Below are 22,280 nucleotides of genomic sequence, written 5' to 3'. Positions count from 1 at the left end.
AACAATTATTGCATGTGAGAGGTGGCTTTTGAGGTGAGTATGTCGACCCCAAGTGACGGGATTAAGGATGACATCCGCACAACTATTATTGCCGATACAGGGATACCTGCTGGAACACTTTTAGCTAATCGTTTTTTCATTCATGAGGAGCTTGGACAGGGCGGGCAAGCTCACGTATATCGTGCTCATGACGAAATCACCGACAAAACGATTGCAATTAAAGTACTAGCTCGGAGAACCGAACTATCTGAATCTGCAATACAACGATTGCGTGATGAACTACTTGCTGCTCGAAGAATTTCCGATCCAAATATTATCCGTGTTCATGAGTTTTATCGTGATGAGGCATACGTTTTTTACACAATGGACTATATCGCAGGGCAAACACTTGCTCAGCGATTGCAAGAAAATGTATCAATGCCTGATGCGGAGCGTTGGTTTCATCAGATCATTGCGGGAGTTCAAGCTTGTCATCGAGAACAAGTTATTCATGGTGACCTCAAACCGGCAAATTTACTGATTGATACAAGTAATAACTTGGTTATCGCTGATTTCGGTATTAGCGCGGTTCATGGTGATTCGTATACTAGAGGTAGCGGAACAGACGGCTATCGAGCCCCCGAAATAGATGAAGGAGAGGCGATTTCAAACGCGGTTGATATTTATGCATTAGGTAAAGTTATTCAACGAATTCTTAATGCTGTTCCAAGGCATGGCACAAGAACTCACTTATGGCGATTGCGCTGGTTAAAGCTTGCAAAGAGAATGCTAAATGAGAATCCTGAGAACCGTTCATCGCTCACAAAAATCGTTAGAAAAACAACGGTAACGGGTTCTCGTCGACACATCGCGATGGCCGCTCTTGTAGTCTTGTTGCTTTTTCTAGCGACAATATACCAGCATTATTCTAACGGCACTGGCCCTGAGCTGTTGGTTGAGCCAAATCACTCAGTTGCACCTGCACGAATTGCATTCGTACATACACCGGATGCGCCCGATGCAGAGCGAATTGTGCAAATGCTCTCACTTACCTACACAGAGAAGAATAAGTTCTCGGTAATTTCGCCTACCCGTGTCAACAACCTTGTTTTACAGCTAGGCTTAAATCCATTCCAGCAAGCGCGTGATCGAGAGCGCTTGGCTACTTTATTGAACGTTTCAACACTAATTTTTGTTGCATCCTTTAACGATAGCGATGGCGCTTCAGATTATGTTCAAGTTTATGTTAGTCACTACCCAGAGAATCAGCCAATGGGTGTTGAGGCTTTTGCTTTACAGCGAGGTGTGTTAACTGCCTTTCAGCAGATTCAATCACATCTAGTCATTCATCTGGATAATGTTAGTGGTGGGAAAACCAGCGATGTACTCAATGCGGAACTAGCAGAATTAGTAATTCAAATACAAAACGCAGAATCACATGAGCAAGTGGAACGGTTGCAACGCGATCATCAGGCTCAATATCAGCAATCTACAGCATTTTGGTTCGCATTAGCGCAATGGGCAAATTTAGCAGGGTTAGATGACAAGGCAGATTACTATCTATCTATGTTGTTTGAAACCACTGCCGAAAACACAGCAAACTATTGGGTGTTAAGAGGGCGGGTGTTAGAAGCTCAGTTGTCGGGTGATTTAGATTCAGCTGCGCTGGCATTAGATCGGCTTCTTGAAGTTTACCCGAGCCGACCAATTTTATTAGAACAACGAGCGATGATAGCTCAACAACTCGACGATGTATCATTAGCGGAGCAGTTGCTGGAAGCAGCATTAAGTATAGATCCTAACTCAGGTAATCTCTGGTTTGAGTTGGGCCGTTTACGAATTAATCAAGGCGACATTCAAAGTTCTATTCATCATGAATTAGCACAAGGGTTGATTCGATTCCGGCAACAAGAAGATTTATTCGGCCAGGGCATTATTTTAAATGCGCTCGGTGTAGCTTACCTGCGCATCGGTGACTTGTTAGCATCACAGAACTACTTCGAGCAAGCATTGAAAGTACGAACCGCGAATGAGGATTTCATGGGCCAAGCGGTGACATTAAGTAATTTAGCCAATGTTCTCGCAATTATGCAGAAGTATGTAGAGGCAGATTTGCAGTTAGAAAAAGCAGCAGAGATATTTGCCACGTTGAATGATCATCGAGGTACTGCGCAAGTTCTGAATGAACGTGGATATTTAGCTGAAGAGCAGGGTAAATACGACGCGGCGCTACGGTATTTTCGCGGTGCTTTAGATTTGCGAATACGCTACAGCAGCACTGAAGAGCAAGCTGAAACTATCAACAATGTGGCTTTTGTCTATTTCTTGTCAGGAGATTTTAGCCAAGCTGATATTTTCTGGCGGCAAGCAAATACTTTATTTGATCGAATTGATCACGAAAGCGGCAAACTCAGAACTGAACTGCAGTTGGCAAACTTGCACCTTCATCGTGGTGAGTATCAAATGGCAACTCGCATACTCGCCAAAGTAAGTAATTATATTGGTGATAACCGGCCAATTGAACAAGCATTTTTGAACTTTGTATTTAGCCGTCGTAATTTTGGTTTGGGGAATCTCGATGCTGCGTTGAGCAATGTTGTGCAAGCGATAGAGTATGCTTCTGCGATTCAAGATAATAGGGCGATCATAGAGAACTTACTGTGGAAACTTGAAATGTGTTTTTGGATTGCTGATGCTGGATGCTTTCTGCGTGAACAAGAGCATTTAAATTCATTACAAGATGGATTTACGCGCGAACAGGAAATTGTTTTCGCGTGGCTAAATTGGAGTTACAACCACGCAACTAAAACTGATAATGCAGTGGCCGAGGGCAAACGTTTACGGGAATCGTTAAACGATATTAATCTCCCGTTACATACGGAGATGAAAATGCGTTTGTTATTATGGGAATTCATGCCAAAAGCTATTGATTTAGAAGAAAAAGAAGCGCTTATGGCAGTTGTATTGCCTTCATACTACCAAGAGCATCTACATGTTAATTATCTAGCAGCAAGAGATGGCTTACAGTCATCTGAGGCATTAGTTAGGGTGCTTGCTCAATATCCAAAACATTGGCGAAATCATATTTTCATACAAGAAACACCGAACTCAGATACTAAGGTACGATTAGCGAAAACCGAGTGGTTAGGTTCATTAGAAGAAGAGCAAGCACAACGATATAGCTGTTGGTTCTATAAGGAATGTGGAAGTGAATAGTAAACTTGATTCACTATGTGAAATCCAACAACAACTCCGCAATTTGTTGATGCAAGAGCAGGACGAGTTGAGAGAACTCGCTAGGCGCGTGTGGAATCAGCAAGAGCTCGAAAGGAATCAATTAGCACATGATTTGCATGACGGCGTTGGTCAATCAATGGCTATTCTTTCACGCAGATTAAAGCAGCGCAGAGAAAATTCAGAAGATGATGAAGATCTCTACTTACTAGCTGATAATATGATGGAAGATATTCGTACCATGGCAAGATTAATGCGGCCTACTGTGCTTGATGACTTAGGGTTACATGCTGCGTTGAGGTGGTTAGCTAGAACCGTGTTTAAAAAAGAAAATGTGCAGGTTAAGTTAGATATCGATGTTAACGATGAGCTACCTGATGACCTGAATATTATGGTATTCCGCATCGCTCAAGAAGCGTTTACTAATATACTTAAACACTCCGGTGCAACTGAAGTTCGGGTATTTGCTGCCCGTAATGGTCAGGCATTTAGAATGGATATTATCGATAACGGTAAAGGCTTTGTTTACGATACAGTGAAAAAGGGGGTTGGGCTGCGCAGCATGTTTGATCGCGCCGCCGCATTTGATGCCACACTAAATATACAAACGCGGCCGAGCAACGGCACGCAGCTTACTGTTCAGGTGCGTTTATGACGCAGATCATTTCGTTAGTTATTGCTGATGATCACACGCTTATGCGCCAGGGCGTGGTAAAAATGCTCGATGTGTATGAAGACATTACAGTTCTTGCGGAATGTGATAACGGTATTGACCTTACAAAAGCAGTAATAGTTTATCAACCCGATGTGATCCTAATGGATATCGCCATGCCAAAAATGAATGGTTTAGTGGCGATTGAAAAAATTTTACTGCAACGTCCAGATTCCAAAGTACTGGTTTTAACGATGCATAATGAACTTGAGTATATGGAAGCATTTTATCATTCCGGCGCGGTTGGTTATGTGCTGAAAGATGCTACCGGTGATGAGTTATATGAAGTGATTCGAAAAGTATATGGCGGGGTTCGAGTGTTCCCGCCATTGCTAGAAGAGGCAATTAAACAAGGCAACGTTCGGCCAAGCCTTGAGAACTTAACCCGCCGAGAACGGGAAGTATTTCATCTCGTTGTTCAGGGGCATCCTACCAAAGAAATTGGTCGATTATTGAATATGGCCACCAAAACTGCGGAACACCATCGTGGAAAAGTATTACAAAAATTTAATGTTACTACTACCGCAGAACTAATTCATATCGCTGTAAAAAAGAATATATATCATTAGTTTACCTCTTGCTTAGTAATTAGAGTAGTAGGGTTGCACTGAAGAAGTTCGGGGATCTCCCTGATATTAAATCGCTCTTCGCCGTGTAAATGTGTCCTTGTTAAATTCGTGTTACAGAGGACACACTTATGAAAAGCAAAAAAACATTCATTTCATTTAAACTGGCTTCAGTTGCTGCAGCAACCATGTTCGCAATGGGCGCGCATGCTTCAACCATTGGGCCAAAAGTTCAATCTATCTTAGATTCTGGTGAGCTACAGGGAAGTGTAGAGTTAGTAGTAAGTTTTCAAGGAGATGGTCCACTCACGCCGGCACAGGTTCTTGCATTGACGAACCTTGGCGTTACCGGTACCACTTTTCAAAAGCTACCAATTGCGGGTGTAGTTGCTGATCTTGGTCAAATACATGCAATAACCGCATTACCTGAGGTACGTTCTGTTTACCTCAATGACGCGATGGACTACGAAAACGCAGAAGAAACCGAGATCACAGGTGTCAATCGGGTGCGTACCGATCGTAACCTGCGCATTAATGGCTTTCCAATAACGGGTCGTGGCGTTGGTGTGGTGGTGAACGATTCAGGTATTGATGGCTTACATCGAGATGTTGAATATCCTACGCGTACTATTCAAAATGTAGCAGCCGCAATTAACCTCAACGGGTTATCACCGTTATTGCCGATCACTTATCAAGAAAATCTTGCCACTACTGATCAGCTTGGTGGTCATGGAACTCACGTTGCCGCGACTGTGGGTGGCGATGGTGTTATGTCTGGAGGTTTATACGAAGGTGTGGCTCCAGGCGCTAACTTGATTGGTTACGGCTCTGGTGCGGCGCTATTTTTATTGGATACGCTTGGTGGCTTTGATTATGCGTTAGCGAATCAAACTCGATATGGTATTCGGGTAATTACCAACTCATTTGGCTCAACTGCCGATGCTGGTTCTGAGTTCCAACCTAATCATCCAACGAATATCGCTACCAAAGCATTGGCAGACCGTGGAGTAATTACTGTATTTTCAGCAGGTAACTCTGGATCAGGAGCTAGCACCATTACTGGAAACTTTAAAAAGGCTCCATGGGTGGTAACTGTTGCAGCTGGTGATTCGCAAGGTAATTTAGCGCCTTTTTCCAGCCGTGGCGAACGTAACAAAGGCGGTGAAGTAATAATCAATGGCGAACGGTTTGATTGGGTGGACCAGCCAACGGTAACAGCACCTGGAGTTGGTGTTATTTCCGCTCGCGTACAATCAGATCCGTTGGGTGGTTTAGGTGCAACCTCTGACGCTGAACGCATCGAGTTAGGGCACTTACCTTACTACACTGCGAAGAGTGGTACATCTATGGCTGCGCCACATGTTGCTGGTATTGTGGCGTTGATGTTAGAAGCAAACCCATCACTTGAATGGCGGGAAGTAAAAGATATCCTTCAGTACACTGCAACCAATATGCCGGGTCGTGAAGATTGGGAAGTTGGCGCTGGTTACGTAAACGCCTATGAAGCAGTGAAAATGGCAGCCAGCTTTGAACAAAATGCGAGTGGCTTAAACAATCTAGATCGTGAGTTTAATGCTTCGGCAACAATTGAAATCGGTAAGGAAGAAACTATTAACGCGTTTTTCTCACCGGTAGGCGAACCAGAGCGTTACAGCTTCAACGTTGGCAGCGACATTACTTTGGTTTCTGCTAGCGCCAATGTGAGTGAAAACACATTAGCAATTGTGCTTACTGATCCTAATGGTGTTCGTTACGGTTCCGGCGTTTCGTTACCTGTTTTAGGGCAAAACATTGCCGCCACTGCTCCAGCTGTAGCTGGAGAGTGGACACTTGAATTGCGCGGTGTTGGTGGGCTATCCGGTGTGGCTTTAGACCCTCTCGGTGTAACCAACGGTTATGGAGTACCTGGCGATCTTAACGTTCGGGTAGTGCAGGAACGCGCTGGTGAGTTTTCTGGTTTAAACGATATTGCATCGCACCCAGCACGGGGCTTTATCGAATATGCGGTACAAAACCGCTTGGTAGACGGTCGCGGTAGCAACTTCGATCCAAACCGAGAACTTCGCCGGATCGAGTTAGCTGATTTCCAAGTTATGGGTGGGGGCGTTCGTCAGCTTGCACCTGCAACGGAGAGATTCACCGATGTGAATGGTTTTGCCGCTTTACTTGCTGAAGCTACCACAGCTCGAGGTGCAGCATTACGCGATCGCGCGCAGTTTGAGCCGGGTGTGGTTATTGCTAACAGTGATAAGTTTGCTCCGAATGGACGTGTAACAAAAGCTGAGCTTGCTTATACTTTGGTGCAATCGCTTGGATTAGGGCGTGAAGTTGCGAATTTTGATGGTGAAGTTGTTGCATACTTTGACGGTAACGCAGTACCAGTTACAGATGCTGGTGACATACCAGCAGGGCTACGCGGATATGTGCAAGCGGCGATTGATACCGGCCTGTTGTCAGTGCGGTTTCATTTACAGCAGGGAGTGTTGGATTTAGAGCCTACAATCACCGCTACATTTGAACCAAAGCAGCGGGTACAACGTGCGGATTATGCAGTGGCCATAACACGCTTACATAAAGCATTTTATTAACCCTGCCAAAAGATTCATTTTTTATCGTTATTGGCCAGCTTCTTCGGAAGCTGGCTTTTTTATTGAATTCGCAAGAGCTTAAGGTAATACATGAACCTTACCCTGTGGTATTTTTATGCTATGATTACGCCTTTGAAAAATAGCGTAAAACTCCCGTTATAACTCGCTTATGAGTAGTTGAGGATAAGTATGGATTTACAAGCAAATCTTGTGGAAATTCTTGCGGCAGGGACATCTGCTGCTCATTCAGCTAGAACCCCTGCGGAACTAGAAGATGTTCGTGTTGAATTTATGGGTAAGAAAGGCCGTTTAACGGAGCAGTTGAAAAGCCTAGGTAAATTAAGCGCGGAAGAGCGTCCGAAAGCAGGGCAGTTAATCAATCAAGCTAAACAAGAATTGCAGGATATTCTGAACGCCCGCCGTGATGAATTGAAAGATGCAGAAATGAATGCGCGCCTTGATGCAGAGCGCATTGATGTAACCTTAGCTGGCCGTATGGGGCAGTTTGGTGGTTTACACCCGGTAACGCGCACAATTCAACGTATTGAAGATTACTTTGGGCAATTAGGCTTCTCTGTGAAGGAAGGCCCTGAAGTAGAAGATGCATTTCATAATTTCGATGCGCTAAATATTCCGGCGCAACATCCAGCACGTGCTGATCACGATACCTTCTATTTCACACCAGAAACAATGTTGCGTACGCAAACATCCGGTGTACAGATTCGTACTATGGAGCATGAAAAGCCACCATTACGCATTATTTCTCCGGGCCGAGTTTACCGCAATGATTACGATCAAACTCACACGCCAATGTTCCACCAAGTGGAAGGCCTAATGGTTGATGAAAACGTGAGTTTTACCGAGTTGAAAGGTATTTTGCATGATTTCCTACACCACTTTTTTGAAGAAGATTTAGAAATTCGTTTTCGCCCTTCGTATTTTCCGTTCACGGAGCCCTCGGCAGAAGTTGATGTGCGCCGCAAAGATGGAAACTGGTTAGAAGTTTTAGGTTGCGGCATGGTGCATCCAAATGTATTGCGTTCTGTTGGTATCGATCCAGAGCAATACACTGGTTTTGCATTTGGTATGGGCGTAGAGCGTTTAACCATGATTCGTTATGGCGTAAACGATTTACGGGCATTCTTTGAAAATGATTTGCGCTTCTTAAAGCAGTTCAGCTAAACGGTTACGAGGGAATAAGAATTATGAAAATCAGTGAACAGTGGTTACGTGAGTGGGTTAACCCGCAACTGAACACCGAAGAACTCGCCGAACAGTTGAGTATGGCTGGTTTAGAAGTAGATGGTATTGAACCTGTAGCCGGTATTTTTAACGGTGTGGTAGTTGGTGAAGTAATGGAATGTGGGCAACATCCGAATGCCGATAAGCTGCAGGTAACTAAAGTAGATATTGGTGCTGAAGAACTTCTGGATATCGTTTGTGGAGCGCCAAATTGCCGAGTAGGTATAAAGGTAGCGGTAGCTACAGTTGGTGCGTTGCTTCCGGGTGATTTCAAAATCAAGAAAAGTAAACTGCGCGGTGAGCCAAGCCACGGCATGCTGTGTTCAGCTTCGGAGCTCGAGCTTAGCGAAGAACATGATGGTATTTTAGAGTTGCCAGCGAGCGCACCAATTGGTGAAGATTTCCGCGCTTGGATGGGCTTAAACGATACTGCGATGGAAATTGATTTAACCCCAAACCGTGCTGATTGTTTGGGTGTTAGGGGCTTAGCGCGAGAAGTAGGGGTGTTAAATCGCCTAGATGTAAGCGTGCCAGAGTTTAAAAACGTAGCGGTTACCGTTAACGATGAGCGGGCTATTCATTTAGATGCACCAGCAGCTTGCCCACGTTATTTAGGCCGCGTTATTCGTAATATTGATGTAACCGCAGCTAGCCCGTTATGGCTACAAGAGCGCTTACGCCGAAGCGGTATTCGTTCTATTGATCCAGTTGTTGATATCACTAACTACGTATTGCTTGAGCAAGGCCACCCAATGCACGCGTTTGATCTTGCAGCTATTGAGGGTGATGTTCATGTTCGTATGGCGAACAACGCGGAAAAAATTATATTGCTCGATGGCCAAGAAATAACACTTTCAGAAGATGTTTTAGTTATAGCTGATGAAAATAAAGCGTTGGCAATGGCGGGTGTTTTTGGTGGTGAAGCAAGCGGCGTTACTGAGAATTCGAAAGATATTTTCTTAGAAAGTGCTTTCTTTGCTCCTGATGCCATTATGGGCCGAGCGCGTAAGTTTGGTTTGCATACAGATGCTTCGCATCGTTATGAGCGTGGTGTTGATCCTGAGCTGCAGCGTGTAGCTATGGAGCGTGCAAGTGCTTTGATTTTAGAAATATGTGGCGGTGAAGCTGGGCCAATCATTGAAGCGGTGAGTGAGCAACACTTGCCGAAAGCAGCTGAAATTAGTTTGCGCGCTTCACGGTTAGAACGTTTATTGGGTATCGAAGTAGCAGCAAACGACGTTGAAGCTATTTTACAACGCTTAGGCTTCAGTGTTCAGAAAAGCACTGAAGGTTGGCAAGTAAACGTGCCTACTTATCGTTTCGATATCGCTATCGAAGAAGATTTAATTGAAGAAATTGCCCGTGTTTATGGCTATAACAACATTCCTGTGAAAGCTCCAGTTGCTCCATTGAGAATGCAGCGCCAAGAAGAATCAAAGCTTCCGGTGCGGGCGTTACAGCAAGTAATGTTAGCCGCGGGCTATCAAGAAGCCATTACGTATAGCTTTGTAGATCCAAAACAGCAGGCGCAGCTATACCCCGAAGCTGCAGCGTTAACGCTTCCGCACCCGATATCTATTGAGATGTCATCGATGCGCTTAGGCTTGTGGCCTGGGTTGTTATCAGCGGCGGGTTACAACCAAAAACGCCAGCAGCAAAATGTGCGCTTGTTTGAAACAGGTTTACGTTTCACACCAGATGAGAATGCAGAAAATGGCATCCGGCAAGAGCCGATGATAGCCGGTGTAATGCTTGGCACCGTGCAAGGTGAGCATTGGCAAGATGGTGTAAAGCCGGTTGATTTTTATGATCTTAAAGGCCATGTTGAAACCCTATTAAGAGCATCAGGGCGCTTTAGTGAATTCCGTTTTGTTGCTTCAACACACTCAGCGCTTCATCCGGGGCAGAGTGCGGCAATATATTGCGGTAGTAAATTAATAGGTTTTTGTGGTGCTCTGCATCCTCAGTTTGAGAAGCTGTTTGGTATTAAAGGCCGTGCATTCGTGTTCGAACTTGATTTATTAGCCATTCAGCAGCGTACGGTTCCAGTAGCTGGCGTAGTTTCTCGTTATCCTTCAATTCGTCGTGATATTGCTATTTTGGTAGACCGCAATTTGGCGGCTGGAGAGATTCTTGAAGTTATTCGAAAAGTTAGCGCAAATCAGTTAGTTGAACTAAACTTATTTGACGTCTACACTGGTGACAATCTACCAGCTTCAGAAAAGAGCTTGGCGATTGCATTAACGCTGCAGGCAGCGGATCGAACGCTAGAAGATCAAGAAGTGAATACTTTGATTTCTGAAGTAGTAACTGCACTGCAAAATGAATTCAACGCGGTATTGAGGGATAGTTAATTATGGCGCTAACGAAAGCTGAAATTGCTGAGCATCTATTTGAAAAAGTTGGCATTAATCGCAAAGATGCGAAGGAATTAGTGGAAACTTTTTTCGAAGAAATTCGCCATGCTCTGGAAAATGGGGAGCAAGTGAAGATTTCAGGTTTTGGTAACTTCGATCTTCGCGATAAATCTGAGCGGCCGGGGCGTAACCCGAAAACTGGAGAAGATATCCCAATTTCAGCGCGGCGAGTAGTTACCTTCCGCCCAGGGCAGAAATTTAAAGCTCGAGTAGAAGATGCAACGCCAATCGATGAGCAAGAATAACGATTGGTTAATATAATTACCTAATAATGAAAACAAAAAAGAGCCATTCAGAAATGAATGGCTCTTTTTTCTTTAGTAAATTATTTATTCTGCACTGTCTATTTTGCAGTAATGTTACCGAAAGAATAAGCTACTAAATGGATTTAACAAGCGTGCAACGCCCGATGTAAACTGTAATGGTGCATCCAGCCATGCTAACGTGAGGCAATCTTCTTGCGCTGTTTGCGGGCTATGGCGATGCGAATCACCTAGAAATATAAAATCGCCATCGTCATAACGGTCGAATTCATCTGCAAAAGATCCATTCAACACTAGAGTAGCTTCGCTTCCTCTATGGGTATGCTCAGGAACTGAAGCGCCGGCGGCCATATATATGAGGTTCACGTTATGTTCGCCTTCGATATTCACCGGAGCACGCCAAACTGAGCCCGGAACCTTGCTCCAAGGCCCTAAGCGTGACCCTAAGCGGCCTAGTGAAGGAGGTACTTTGAACTGCTTACCTTCAAGCGTTACTTCCTTCAGCGTTGGTTCACGCAGCAATGGCTGCGGTGCATTAGAGCTTAGTATTTGCTCAAGCATGTTATCGATATTTGTATCAGTGAAGCGCGAACCGCTATTTAAAGCTGTTTTGGCTACTTGTTCTTCAATGTCTTTCACGGAGTTTGCACATACTGGACACATATCAATGTGCGTTCCGATTACCAGACACAAAGACGCATCAAGCTCGCCTTGCGTATACTTCACTAGTAACTCTTCAGTAGGATGAAATTTAATCATGTGCAGTAATCAGCTCTCTTAGTTTCTGTAAGGCCAAACGCGTTCTCGATTTAACCGTTCCTAATGGAATATCCAATTCGTCAGATACTTCCTGCTGGGATTTGCCTTGAACATATATCTGTTCAATAACAATACGTTGAGCATCGGGAAGCTGGCGATAATACTCACCAATCTCTTGCATTAAGATGTTTTGGTCAAGGGCAAACTCTTCATCAGACGAATCACTCATTTCTTCAGAAAGAACTGGCCACAAATCTTCTGCGCTTACGTCGTTTTGCCGATGTTTGTTTTTGCGTAAGATATCGAACCGTATGTTACGAGCTATGGTGAAAATCCAAGTAGTGGGCGAACCCTTCTCTGGGCTAAATAAATGCGCTTTGTGCCATACATTGGTCATTGTATCTTGAACTAGGTCCATTGCAGTTTGTTCGTTGCCGAACTGCCGGGTAGCAAAGGCTTGTAACCTTGGCGCAAAATGCTTGAACAGCTCACTAAACGCTCTGCGCGAGCGATTGTTAGCTACATCCGCTAATAATTTGCCGAGATATTCAGTCGTTATTTCTTGGGTCTTGCTTGGCGACGTGTTCATGTACTCTCGCGTTACCCGATTTTTAGGCATGACATGCATTGTATTGTACGCCTTCTTGTTATTTTCCACCAATCAGTAACAACAATTACGGTTTCATACTTGCTACTGGATCAGTTGCGGTTAAAGATTAATCAAATCTTTCTGCTTGTTAACTTGCATAGTTAGAATCTTCATTCGAGCTTTCTTCAAATAATTGCCTAAGGTAGGCTTGCAGTTGTGGTGCATCGCTTTCATTTAGTAGCGCTTGTTTAGTTTCTGCTTGTAACGGCAAAATCTCTAACCAGCGATTACATACCCACAATGAATCATCAAAATTTTGCTCGGGATACAAGCTGGCAAACTCCGGATAATTATCAAACACTTCTTGTAATCTGCGCTTTAACTCACACTCATCGTTACTTGCAACATAGTCTTCGGCGTTCGCGGTTGTTGTATCTGGGAGGCTACGCAGAATCACTTCGCCAACCCGTAAACCATCTTTTTCCGTTTCGATGCTTTGGATATCAAAAAGTTGTTCACCTACTATAGTAATACCAAGGTAACCGTCGTCTAAACTCTCAAAATCAATAACTTTAACGAGCGTTCCAACGCTATGAATGTGTTCGTTGCGGCTTAAATCGCCATTTGGATTCAACATACATAATCCAAATCCGAGCTGATTACGTAAGGAATCTCTTACAAGTCGCATGTAACGTGGTTCGAAAACCCGCAATTGCATTCTGCCGCCCGGTAAAATATGTGCGGTAAGAGGAAACAAACCTAATTTTTTAACGCTGCTATCTAACATTGCTTTTAAATCCACTAATCGCTATTCGGTTTGTAACCCGAAATGGGTTGTTGAAGCAGTTACGCGGAAGTTTGGGATGTGGATCTATAAAGGTGTCATTTTTTAAAGTTATGGTGCAACGTTCGTAATTACTATTAATTAATTGAGCTGCACAAGTGCTTGCGTTACTTGCATTAATAACGCAGATGTAAGACAAATAGTTAAAGGAAAAGGCAAATTGAAAATTGTGCGGTGAATTAGTGCTACAACCTTAGGGTTGAATCACTAATTTTTAGACCAACGGTGAAATAAATATACCTAGTGCCGCCATTTAAGGAGTAAACATTGATATATGTGGGTGTGAGTGCTTGTCTTCTGGGACAAAAAGTAAGATACGATGGCGGGCATAAAGCCTCTGGATTTTGTCAGCATGAATTGGGCCGTCATGTAGAATATTTGCCACTGTGCCCGGAAGTGGGCGTGGGGTTATCAGTTCCAAGAGCGACAATTCGTTTAATTGGTGATGTATCTGCGCCTCGTGCTGTGGTGCAGAAAACAGGTGAAGATCTAACCGAAAAGTTAGAGGATTTTGCGTCTGTGCGTGCCGAACAACTAGCGAAGCTATCAGGATACGTATTGTGTGCGAAATCACCAAGCTGCGGAATGGAGCGGGTTCGCGTTTACGAAGAAAATTCAAACGCGAATGTTAAGCAAGGAATGGGTATTTTTGCAAAACGTTTGCAGAAAATGTTTCCCGCTATGCCGATGGAAGAGGATGGCCGCTTGAACGATCCAGAGCTGCGTGAAAACTTTGTGTTGCGCTTATACGTTTATGCGGAATGGAAACAATTGGCTGAGAATATTAACAAAGGCATTTTATATGCATTTCATGCTCGCCATAAGCTGCTTCTATTGGCTCATAACCAAGCAGTTTATAGGGAATTAGGGCGTGAGCTTGGTGAATTAGATGCGCTTTCTGATGAGTTTCTTGAAACCTATATTTGCCGGTTAATGGCAGCATTATCTCTGCCTGCTACTAGGAAAGATCACACCAACGTTTTGCAACACGTCCAGGGTTACTTCAAGCAACACATCGATTCAAGCTCGCGAACTGAACTAGCCGATTTGATTTTGCGGTATCACCACGGTATCGAGCCCTTATCTGCACCGCTAACGTTAATGAACCATTATTTGAAGCGGTACCCCGATGCATACCTCGAATCGCAATCTTATTTCCAGCCATATCCTGACGACCTGCGTTTACGCTATGGGTTATGAGATTCTTGAATTTATGTTGCGGATAATTATTAAGGTTTAAAATGACAGCTTTGGTATGGTTTAAACAAGATTTACGGTTATTGGACAACGATGCTGTATTGCACGCGTGTAAGAACAATAGCGCAATTCGCTTCTTAGTAACGCCAACCTTGAGCCAGTTTGCTGAGCATCATTGGGCAGCCATAAAGTGGGATCTCTACCAGCGCCAGTTAAATGAATTAGGTTTTGATCTGGCTGAATTAGGGCATTCGCTTGAAGTGGTTAAACTCGATAGGTTTTCTCAGTGTGCAGAGTTCTTGCAGCAATATTGCGCAGAACAGGGCATTACAGATGTTTATTTCAATCGTGATTATGCGCTTGATGAAGTGCGCCGTGATAAAGAGGTAGCTGAAACATTACAAGCTAAAAACGGTTTAACGGTTCATTCATTCGATTCCAATTTGCTGGTACCTCCGGAGCAGATTAAAAATGGTAAAGGCGAATACTATAAAGTATTTACTCCGTTTTTTAAGGTTTGGTTGAAATATATTCGCGAGCATGGTGTACCAGCGCCTTACCCAAGATGCGCGTTGAAGATAGAAGGTATTGAGGGTGTAGGTGCGTATAAAACTACTGAACTTGATTTGCCGAAAGATAAATCAAATCTTCCTGGGAATAGGATAGGTCAGCTTAAGAGCAGTAAAAAGTGGCTTGTAGGCGAAGCCAATTTACGTAAAAAAACGCAAGAGTTTGTGCGTGAATTAGTTGACGACTACAAAGCAAAACGCGATTTTCCAGCTATTGATGGCACATCAACGCTTTCTGCTTATTTTGAGATTGGTGCGCTTTCGCCACGCGTTGCAGTTCATCTTTTACAAAGAGTATCGCCTGAATTTCCAGAGGGTTTAAGTGATGGAGCATACACTTGGTTATCAGAACTTGCTTGGCGGGAATTTTATCAGCATTTAATGTTTCATGAACCGCGCCTAGCTATGGGTGAGCCGTTTCAGGCAGAACAATCTGCGTTTCCGTGGGTAAACGATAAGGCGCAGTTTGTGGCTTGGAGTGAAGGCCGAACAGGCTTTCCTATTGTTGATGCCGGTATGCGGCAGTTGAATGCAACCGGTTGGATGCATAATCGTGTTCGCATGATAGTGGCAAGCTTTTTAGTGAAAGATTTGCATATCAATTGGCAATGGGGCGAAGAATATTTTATGCAGCGCTTAATTGACGGTAGCTTTCCAGCAAACAATGGGGGCTGGCAGTGGAGCGCAGGTACTGGAACTGATGCAGCACCTTATTTCCGTGTATTTAATCCTACGAGCCAGGGAGAAAAGTTTGACCCAGACGGAAACTATATTCGTAAATGGGTTGAAGAATTACGGGATGTGCCAAGCAAGCATATTCATAACCCGCATGCTTACTTAAAACAGCAAGGTATGTTTGCAGAAGAAAAGGCCGCTAATGAAACCTATCCGAAACCGATAGTAGACCATAAACAGGCGCGGGAGGTATTCATTAGTACATTTAAGCAAGTTAAAAACAACTCAAAATAGCAATTTAAGGGCGGTGGATTATGACGATTAAGCATGCTGATCGGGAGCAATTGGTACATGATTTGCAGGCGATGTACAGTGAGTTTAATAAGAAATCTATTGACCAAGCCGATAACATTTACCACGCAGAAATAAGTTTTCGAGATCCTATTTTACAAGTAAATGGTTTGGCTGAGTTGAAGAGTTACTTTAATCACGGCGTAGCAAATGCCAGTTCCTGCCACTTCGCGTTTGATGCGCAAGTGGTTACTGAAAGCAAAGCCTTCTTAACTTGGCAGATGCGCTTGCAACATGAAAAATTGGCAGGCGGTAAAGAAATAGTAGTGCCTGGCTGCACGCATTTGGAATTTGCAGAAGAAGAGAACACAGTGCGCCATCATGTTGATTATTATGATGTTGGTGCAATGGTTTATGAGCATGTTCCTGTGCTTGGGTTTTTAATACGCAAAGTTCGCGAACGGTTGGAAGCATACGAGTAAGCCTAATTTTAGCCATTTATTCACAGCGAATGTTAAGGGCACATAATGAATATTTTAATTACCGGAGCAACCTCAGGTATTGGTAAGCAACTAGCGTTGGATTACTTGGCAGATGGCCATCATGTTGTTGCTTGCGGAAGAACAAAAGCGAAACTTGATGCCCTTGCCAAGGATGCGCGCGGCAGCGGGCGTTTAAGCTACTGTATTTTTGATGTTACCGATAGAGAGCAAACGCTTTTGGCTTTGCAGGAAATTGCAGTGAATGAGGGCCTGCAAGCTTCAGGATTTGATTGCGTTATATTGAGCGCGGGTGTGTGTGAATATATTGATGACGCAAAGAATTTTGAACCGGCTCTTGTGGATCGTGTGTTCGCCGCCAATTTTTTTGGCGTTGTGAATTCAATTGCAGGGGTGCTTCCGAATTTAAAGCCGGGCAGTAAGTTGGTTGTGGTTGATAGTATGGCTCGCATGTTTCAATTTACACGCGCAGAGGCTTATGGAGCTAGCAAAGCCGCTATTCATTACTTTGCCGGTTCATTACGCACAGATTTGGTAAAAGAGGGTATCCAAGTTATTACCGTATCGCCGGGCTTTGTAAAAACACCCATGACAGATGCTAACGATTTCGAGATGCCAATGCGCGTTACTGTAGAGCAGGCTTCTAGGGCAATCCAAAAAGGCATTGCTAAAGGTAAACCGCATATTGCATTCCCACGTATATTCGGTGGTATTTTAGCGTTTCTACAGCGGCTGCCATATCGTTTGCAGATTTCACTTTCAAAACGTATGAAACAATCTTAAACCGTTATTAATATGCGGAATTCCGCGGCAAAGGAAAGTACATGAAAATCGCAGTTATTGGCTCGGGTATCGCGGGAATTACCGCAGCAAATTTATTGAGCCAAGACCACGAAGTGTGGATGTTTGAGAAAAATAACTATATCGGTGGCCACACTGCCACGATTGATGTTGAAGTTGCCGGTAAACCTTTTGCTATCGATACCGGTTTTATTGTTTTTAATGATAGAACCTATCCGAACTTTCGGGCTTTATTGCGTAAGCATGGTGTTGCTTGGCAAGACACTCAGATGAGTTTTAGTGTACAAAACCCGGAAACAAGGTTGGAATATAATGGCCACACTTTAGGTACTATGTTTGCACAAAAGCGTAATTACTTGCGGCCGCGTTTTTATAAAATGCTCTTCGATATTGTGAAGTTTAATAAAGCGGCAAAGCAGGCACTCGTTGAGCGCAGTGAAGCTGAACTAGCTGAACTTACCCTTGCTGAATTTGTGCATGAACTTAAGCTGGGCGAAGATTTCTCTATCAATTACCTGTATCCAATGTGTGCGGCAATTTGGTCGGCTAGTTTAAGTGAATCATCTGCTTTTCCACTTAGCTTTTTCTTACGTTTTTTCCTAAATCACGGCTTATTGGATGTTAGCAATCGGCCACAGTGGCATGTAATTAAAGGCGGTTCGCGAAGCTATATTCCAGCTTTAACGCAGCCTTTTGCTGAGCGTATCGTTTTAAATGCCAACGTGATTAGTGTTCGCCGGGGTTCCGAGGGTGTTGATATTGCCTTTGCTGATGGCAGCAATCAACGCTTTGATGAGGTGATTCTTGCTTGCCATAGCGATCAAGCGCTAGCTCTCTTAGCCGACCCAAGCGAAGATGAACGAGCGATTTTGGGTGGCATTCCCTACCAAAATAATGATGTTGTGTTACATACTGATATTGGCCAGTTACCAAAACGCAAAGCAGCATGGGCCAGTTGGAATTATTTACTTCCTGATTTACGTAAAGGCGGTTTGAATAAGCCCGCTACTGTAACTTACAACATGAATATTTTACAGGGGTTAGTTGATGCTCCGGAAACGTTTTGCGTAACCTTAAATAACACTGCCGCACTTGATGAAAGCAAGATTCTTCGTAGTTTCAGTTACGCCCACCCGGTGTACAGTGTCGATTCTTTTAAACAACGAGCCCGACGCAGTGAGATATGTGGCAAAAATCATACACATTTTTGTGGTGCCTATTGGTACAGCGGCTTTCATGAAGATGGCGTGCGCAGTGCCGTAGATGTTGTTGAGCGCTTTGGTATTGGGCGCCCAGAGCATGATTCTCGATACAACGGCGAATAATGATGCAAAACGGCAACCTACTCACAACGCATTCGAAGAAAATGCAGCACGCTGTGTACTATGGAGTAGTTAGGCACCGGCGGTTTACCCCAAAGATTCACCGCTTTAATTACAGCTTGATGCAATGGTGGCTTGATCTAAACGATTTAGAAAGCGCCAATAATGTGAGCAAGTTGTTCTCGGTGGGCAAAAGCTGGGCGCCTATGCAGTTTCGGGAAGAGAATTACTTGCGTAATGAGCATCGCGAATATGAAGGGCAGCCCCTTGCCGATGCAGTGCTTGCTAAAATGAGCCTATTGGCTAATACACAGCTCACCGGCAATGTGTTTTTTCTTGGGAATATTCGAAATTTCGGTGTTTTTTTTAGCCCTATTAATTGCTATTACCTACAGAATGAGAGGGGTGAGTTTACCTACATGTTGGCCGAGGTGAGTAATACGCCTTGGAATGAACGGCATTATTATTTACTTACTGTTGATAACCCTCAGGATCACGATAAAGCCTTTCATGTATCTCCGTTTAATCCGTTAGATATGCGCTATCACTGGCGACTTACTGCCCCAGAGCTGAGTGAGAATTCGAAACTTTTAATTCACATAGAAGCGCACCAAGAGCAACGAGTATTCGATGCAAGCATGACATTAACTCGTATACCAATGAACCAGAGTGAAGTTCGGCGCGTATTAAGAAAACATCCGTGGATGTCATTAAAAATAGTTTCTGGAATATATTGGCAAGCTTTAAAATTGTTTGCGAAACGAGTTCCTTATTTCGGCCACACGGACAAAAAAAATAACGGCAGATAACAAGCAGGATTAATTAGATGAGAACATCGACAGATACAGTAGCGATATCTGAGATAACAATGACAAAAATGGAGCGTTTTGCACAAAAGATAATGTTTCGTGTGCTTAGCCATTTAAAGTTCGGTGAACTTGTCATTTTACATGATAAACAGGTAGTTGCTCGCTTCGGCGAAGAGGGCGCTGAGCCTTGCGCTCGCATTGAAATTTTACACCCGCGCACTTATTCAAAATTTGTTTTTAGTGGCGATATCGGCGCGGGTGATGCGTTTATCGCCGGCGATTGGAGCTCGCCAAATTTAACCAAAGTTATCGAGGTGTTTGCTGCCAACTTAAGTGTGATGGATAAGTTGGAGAAACGCTTGGGCTGGATTTCGTGGCCTTTGCAGATGATTTCGCATTTTCGCCGCAGAAATAGCAAAACGCGTGCCAAAGAAAATATAGCTTCGCATTACGATTTAGGTAATGAGCTTTACACTCGGTTCCTTGATGAGCGTATGCAATATTCAAGTGCTGTATACCCGCGGGTTGATGCCTCGCTTGATGAAGCTCAGGAAGAAAAACTGCGCCGCCTGTGCGAGATGCTCACACTAACCGAGAACGATCACTTAATAGAAATCGGAACGGGTTGGGGTGGTTTGGCAATTTATGCGGCTGAAAATTATGGCTGTAAGGTAACCACAACTACTATTTCTGAAGAGCAATATAAATACGCGCAAGATTTGGTGGCGGAAAAAGGGTTAAGCGATAAGATTACTTTGCTGAAGAAAGATTATCGAGATTTACAGGGGCAGTTTGATAAGCTTGTTTCAGTAGAAATGATTGAAGCGGTTGGCGCCGAGTACATGGGAACATTTTTCCGCAAATGTAATGATTTAGTGAAACCGGGTGGAACAATGGTGCTCCAGGCAATAACGATTGCCGACCAACGCTTGGATAGCTACAACCGGAATGTTGATTTTATTCAGAAATATATTTTCCCCGGTGGTTATTTACCATCAGTGGAGTTAATTGGACGCATGTTTAGAAAGAATACAGATATGGTTGTTCGTGAGCTTAGTGATATTGGATTAGATTACGCACATACACTAGCGGATTGGCGAACGCGTTTTAATCGCCGGTTTAACGAGCTGCAGGCTTTTAATTACGATGACCGTTTCTATCGGATGTGGAACTACTATTTATGTTATTGCGAGGGCGGTTTCAATCAACGAAGTATCAGCGCAGTGCAGATGAAGGCCACGAAAAATGCAAATCTGGTTTAAGCTTAAGGAACAAGTTAAGTACCATTTGTTGAATTTACATCGGAACCCGCGGTTGGCGGGTTTCGTGATTTTCGATTTTGTCTGGTTAAGCGCTGTTTTAGGCAGAGAAGCTTGGATTTGGCTTACGGCACTTCTTATTTTGGCGATGTTCGCTGCTACTCCGAAGCTTTTATGGCAACGGCGTTATGCGTTTCTTATTTTGGTATTTGCTGGATTATTCGCTGAATTTCTAACCGTCTATTTTGGCGTTATTTCTTTTACCGGAACCGATTGGTTGCCGCCTTGGTTGATTCTGTTGTGGGTAGGTTTTACCGGAATGTCGTTGATAGTTTTCGATTGGCTACGTGGTAAGGCATTACTGGCAGCTTTGTTAGGTGCGGTTTTCGGGCCAATAACCTACTTTGCGGGAACTCGCATAGATGCAGCGGAAATATTAATCGCATTTCCCTATGCAGTAACGGTTTACGCAGTTATGTGGGGATTGATAATGGTTTTAGTGTCGAGGTTAGTAACGCCGATACTGGTTGCGAAAGCTGGAAAAACTAAAGGGCAGGAGGAACATATCAATGTTTAAAAAGAATTATTTAATGGCAGCATTTACCGTTGCATTTTCGGCTGCGGTAACTCTTGGAGCCCTGAGTACTTCTACTGCCTATGCCAGCAGTTGCGGCCAAAGTGTGGTTTCCGGTGAAGCCTCTGCTAGCGAGATGGCTCTTGAAAAAGTTGGCGAAACTCGGTTGCGCGTTATGCTATTTCGAATTTATGACGCTGAATTGTATTCTGATAACGGCAATTACTCTGGCGCTAACGAATTATTGTTAAGGTTACAATATGCCCGAGATTTCAGTGCTGCAAAATTAGCCGAACAAACCCAAGATGAGTGGGAACGCATGGGTTACCCTCAGAACGAACAATCAGATACATGGATTAGTGAGCTGAGCGCTATGTGGCCAGATGTAAATTCGGGTGATTGCATTGTTGCTCATAGAGTAGCCGATGGTGGCATTAAATTTTACGGCACTGAGGGTGAATTAGGCATGATTGAAAACAGTAATTTTGCCGATCAGTTTCTTTCGATTTGGTTATCTGAAGATGCTCGCTTTCGCAGTAGCCGCGATGAGTTAGTAGGAGTTAAATAATGCGTATATTTGCGATGATTGCTGGTTTCTTAATATTTTTAAGTGGATGCTCGGCAAAAATTGAAGATTATCAAGCAGATTCACCAAAGCTACATTTAGATGAATATTTCGTTGGTGATATCGTTGCCTATGGCATGGTGCAAGATCGTTCCGGAAAAGTTACGCAACGTTTTCGTGCCGATATCGTGGGCACTTGGGAAGGTAATCAGGGCGAGCTTGATGAGGTATTTTACTGGGATGACGGCCGCGAACAAACACGCGTATGGACACTAACGAAAACTGGTGAGAATAGCTACGAAGGTACTGCCGGCGATGTAGTAGGGGTTGCTAAGGGAACTACAGCGGGAAACGCGTTGCATTGGGTATACCAACTCGAGGTACCGTTTCGTGATGGCACCATAGCGGTAACCTTGGATGATTGGATGTTTCTACTCGATGAAGATCGCTTAGTAAACCGCACGGAAATGCGAAAGTTTGGTTTTCGTGTTGGCGAAATCACTATTTACATGGAAAAGAAATAGA

Annotated in this window: 20 protein-coding genes; 17 read left to right on the top strand and 3 right to left on the bottom strand. The window is 43.8% G+C overall.

The window, feature by feature from the left end; genetic code table 11:
* The first annotated feature begins 39 nt into the window (after positions 1 to 39).
* The 7 genes from A28LD_RS07150 (at position 40) to ihfA (ending at position 10,983) form a co-directional block, all read left to right on the top strand.
* Complete coding sequence (locus A28LD_RS07150; protein ID WP_007420409.1) at positions 40 to 3,195, top strand: serine/threonine-protein kinase; 3,156 nt, start codon at positions 40 to 42, stop codon at positions 3,193 to 3,195.
* A complete protein-coding gene (locus A28LD_RS07145) occupies positions 3,188 to 3,868 on the top strand; it encodes a sensor histidine kinase (RefSeq protein WP_007420408.1) in 681 nt (226 codons plus the stop codon). Before A28LD_RS07150 ends, A28LD_RS07145 begins: the two co-directional genes overlap by 8 nt.
* Positions 3,865 to 4,494 carry a response regulator transcription factor gene (locus A28LD_RS07140; protein WP_007420407.1) on the top strand — a complete coding sequence of 210 codons (630 nt, stop codon included), beginning with the start codon at positions 3,865 to 3,867 and terminating at the stop codon, positions 4,492 to 4,494. Before A28LD_RS07145 ends, A28LD_RS07140 begins: the two co-directional genes overlap by 4 nt.
* A 128-nt stretch (positions 4,495 to 4,622) precedes the next feature.
* Positions 4,623 to 7,079: a S8 family serine peptidase gene (locus A28LD_RS07135; protein ID WP_007420406.1), complete on the top strand. Its 2,457-nt coding sequence runs from the start codon at positions 4,623 to 4,625 to the stop codon at positions 7,077 to 7,079.
* A 189-nt stretch (positions 7,080 to 7,268) separates the two neighbouring features.
* The gene (gene pheS, locus A28LD_RS07130; RefSeq protein WP_007420405.1) at positions 7,269 to 8,261 is read left to right on the top strand and encodes a phenylalanine--tRNA ligase subunit alpha; all 993 of its coding nucleotides are present in this window, start codon (positions 7,269 to 7,271) and stop codon (positions 8,259 to 8,261) included.
* A gap of 23 nt (positions 8,262 to 8,284) precedes the next feature.
* Positions 8,285 to 10,675, top strand: a complete 2,391-nt coding sequence (gene pheT / locus A28LD_RS07125) for a phenylalanine--tRNA ligase subunit beta (RefSeq protein WP_007420404.1) — start codon at positions 8,285 to 8,287, stop codon at positions 10,673 to 10,675.
* A 2-nt stretch (positions 10,676 to 10,677) separates the two neighbouring features.
* Positions 10,678 to 10,983 (top strand): integration host factor subunit alpha, encoded by a 306-nt coding sequence (gene ihfA / locus A28LD_RS07120; protein WP_007420403.1) that lies wholly within the window; start codon positions 10,678 to 10,680, stop codon positions 10,981 to 10,983.
* A gap of 114 nt (positions 10,984 to 11,097) precedes the next feature.
* Here the strand turns inward: ihfA and A28LD_RS07115 are convergent, their stop codons facing one another.
* The 3 genes from A28LD_RS07115 to A28LD_RS07105 form a co-directional block, all read right to left on the bottom strand.
* Positions 11,098 to 11,760 carry a ChrR family anti-sigma-E factor gene (locus A28LD_RS07115; protein WP_007420402.1) on the bottom strand — a complete coding sequence of 221 codons (663 nt, stop codon included), beginning with the start codon at positions 11,758 to 11,760 and terminating at the stop codon, positions 11,098 to 11,100.
* Positions 11,753 to 12,388 (bottom strand): sigma-70 family RNA polymerase sigma factor, encoded by a 636-nt coding sequence (locus A28LD_RS07110; protein ID WP_007420401.1) that lies wholly within the window; start codon positions 12,386 to 12,388, stop codon positions 11,753 to 11,755. The genes A28LD_RS07115 and A28LD_RS07110 overlap by 8 nt, the downstream gene beginning before the upstream one ends.
* Before the next feature lie 109 nt (positions 12,389 to 12,497).
* Complete coding sequence (locus tag A28LD_RS07105) at positions 12,498 to 13,136, bottom strand: LON peptidase substrate-binding domain-containing protein (RefSeq protein WP_007420400.1); 639 nt, start codon at positions 13,134 to 13,136, stop codon at positions 12,498 to 12,500.
* Positions 13,137 to 13,460: 324 nt separating this feature from the next.
* Between A28LD_RS07105 and A28LD_RS07100 the strand changes: the two genes are divergently transcribed.
* Genes A28LD_RS07100 through A28LD_RS07055 form a run of 10 tightly spaced genes read left to right on the top strand, consistent with a single transcriptional unit; the run spans position 13,461 to position 22,279 of the window.
* On the top strand, positions 13,461 to 14,393 hold the full coding sequence (locus A28LD_RS07100; protein ID WP_007420399.1) for a YbgA family protein: 933 nt from the start codon (positions 13,461 to 13,463) through the stop codon (positions 14,391 to 14,393).
* Between the two features lie 41 nt (positions 14,394 to 14,434).
* On the top strand, positions 14,435 to 15,928 hold the full coding sequence (gene phrB, locus A28LD_RS07095) for a deoxyribodipyrimidine photo-lyase (protein ID WP_007420398.1): 1,494 nt from the start codon (positions 14,435 to 14,437) through the stop codon (positions 15,926 to 15,928).
* Positions 15,929 to 15,948: 20 nt separating this feature from the next.
* Positions 15,949 to 16,407 carry a nuclear transport factor 2 family protein gene (locus tag A28LD_RS07090; RefSeq protein WP_007420397.1) on the top strand — a complete coding sequence of 153 codons (459 nt, stop codon included), beginning with the start codon at positions 15,949 to 15,951 and terminating at the stop codon, positions 16,405 to 16,407.
* Positions 16,408 to 16,452: 45 nt separating this feature from the next.
* Positions 16,453 to 17,208 (top strand): SDR family NAD(P)-dependent oxidoreductase, encoded by a 756-nt coding sequence (locus A28LD_RS07085; RefSeq protein WP_007420396.1) that lies wholly within the window; start codon positions 16,453 to 16,455, stop codon positions 17,206 to 17,208.
* 41 nt (positions 17,209 to 17,249) lie between these two features.
* Positions 17,250 to 18,551 (top strand): NAD(P)/FAD-dependent oxidoreductase, encoded by a 1,302-nt coding sequence (locus A28LD_RS07080; protein ID WP_007420395.1) that lies wholly within the window; start codon positions 17,250 to 17,252, stop codon positions 18,549 to 18,551.
* Complete coding sequence (locus A28LD_RS07075) at positions 18,551 to 19,357, top strand: DUF1365 domain-containing protein (protein ID WP_007420394.1); 807 nt, start codon at positions 18,551 to 18,553, stop codon at positions 19,355 to 19,357. Before A28LD_RS07080 ends, A28LD_RS07075 begins: the two co-directional genes overlap by 1 nt.
* Before the next feature lie 17 nt (positions 19,358 to 19,374).
* The gene (locus A28LD_RS07070; RefSeq protein ID WP_007420393.1) at positions 19,375 to 20,619 is read left to right on the top strand and encodes an SAM-dependent methyltransferase; all 1,245 of its coding nucleotides are present in this window, start codon (positions 19,375 to 19,377) and stop codon (positions 20,617 to 20,619) included.
* Positions 20,603 to 21,193, top strand: coding sequence for a DUF2878 domain-containing protein (locus A28LD_RS07065; RefSeq protein ID WP_007420392.1), 591 nt, complete (start codon positions 20,603 to 20,605; stop codon positions 21,191 to 21,193). Before A28LD_RS07070 ends, A28LD_RS07065 begins: the two co-directional genes overlap by 17 nt.
* Positions 21,186 to 21,758: a chalcone isomerase family protein gene (locus A28LD_RS07060; RefSeq protein WP_007420391.1), complete on the top strand. Its 573-nt coding sequence runs from the start codon at positions 21,186 to 21,188 to the stop codon at positions 21,756 to 21,758. The genes A28LD_RS07065 and A28LD_RS07060 overlap by 8 nt, the downstream gene beginning before the upstream one ends.
* Positions 21,758 to 22,279, top strand: coding sequence for a DUF3833 domain-containing protein (locus tag A28LD_RS07055; RefSeq protein WP_007420390.1), 522 nt, complete (start codon positions 21,758 to 21,760; stop codon positions 22,277 to 22,279). The genes A28LD_RS07060 and A28LD_RS07055 overlap by 1 nt, the downstream gene beginning before the upstream one ends.
* Position 22,280 lies beyond the last annotated feature (1 nt).

The sequence above is a fragment of the Idiomarina sp. A28L genome (assembly GCF_000218785.1).
GTDB lineage: Bacteria > Pseudomonadota > Gammaproteobacteria > Enterobacterales > Alteromonadaceae > Aliidiomarina.
Note: the sequence above shows the minus strand (reverse complement) of the source record. Positions and strands in the feature narration are given on the sequence as shown.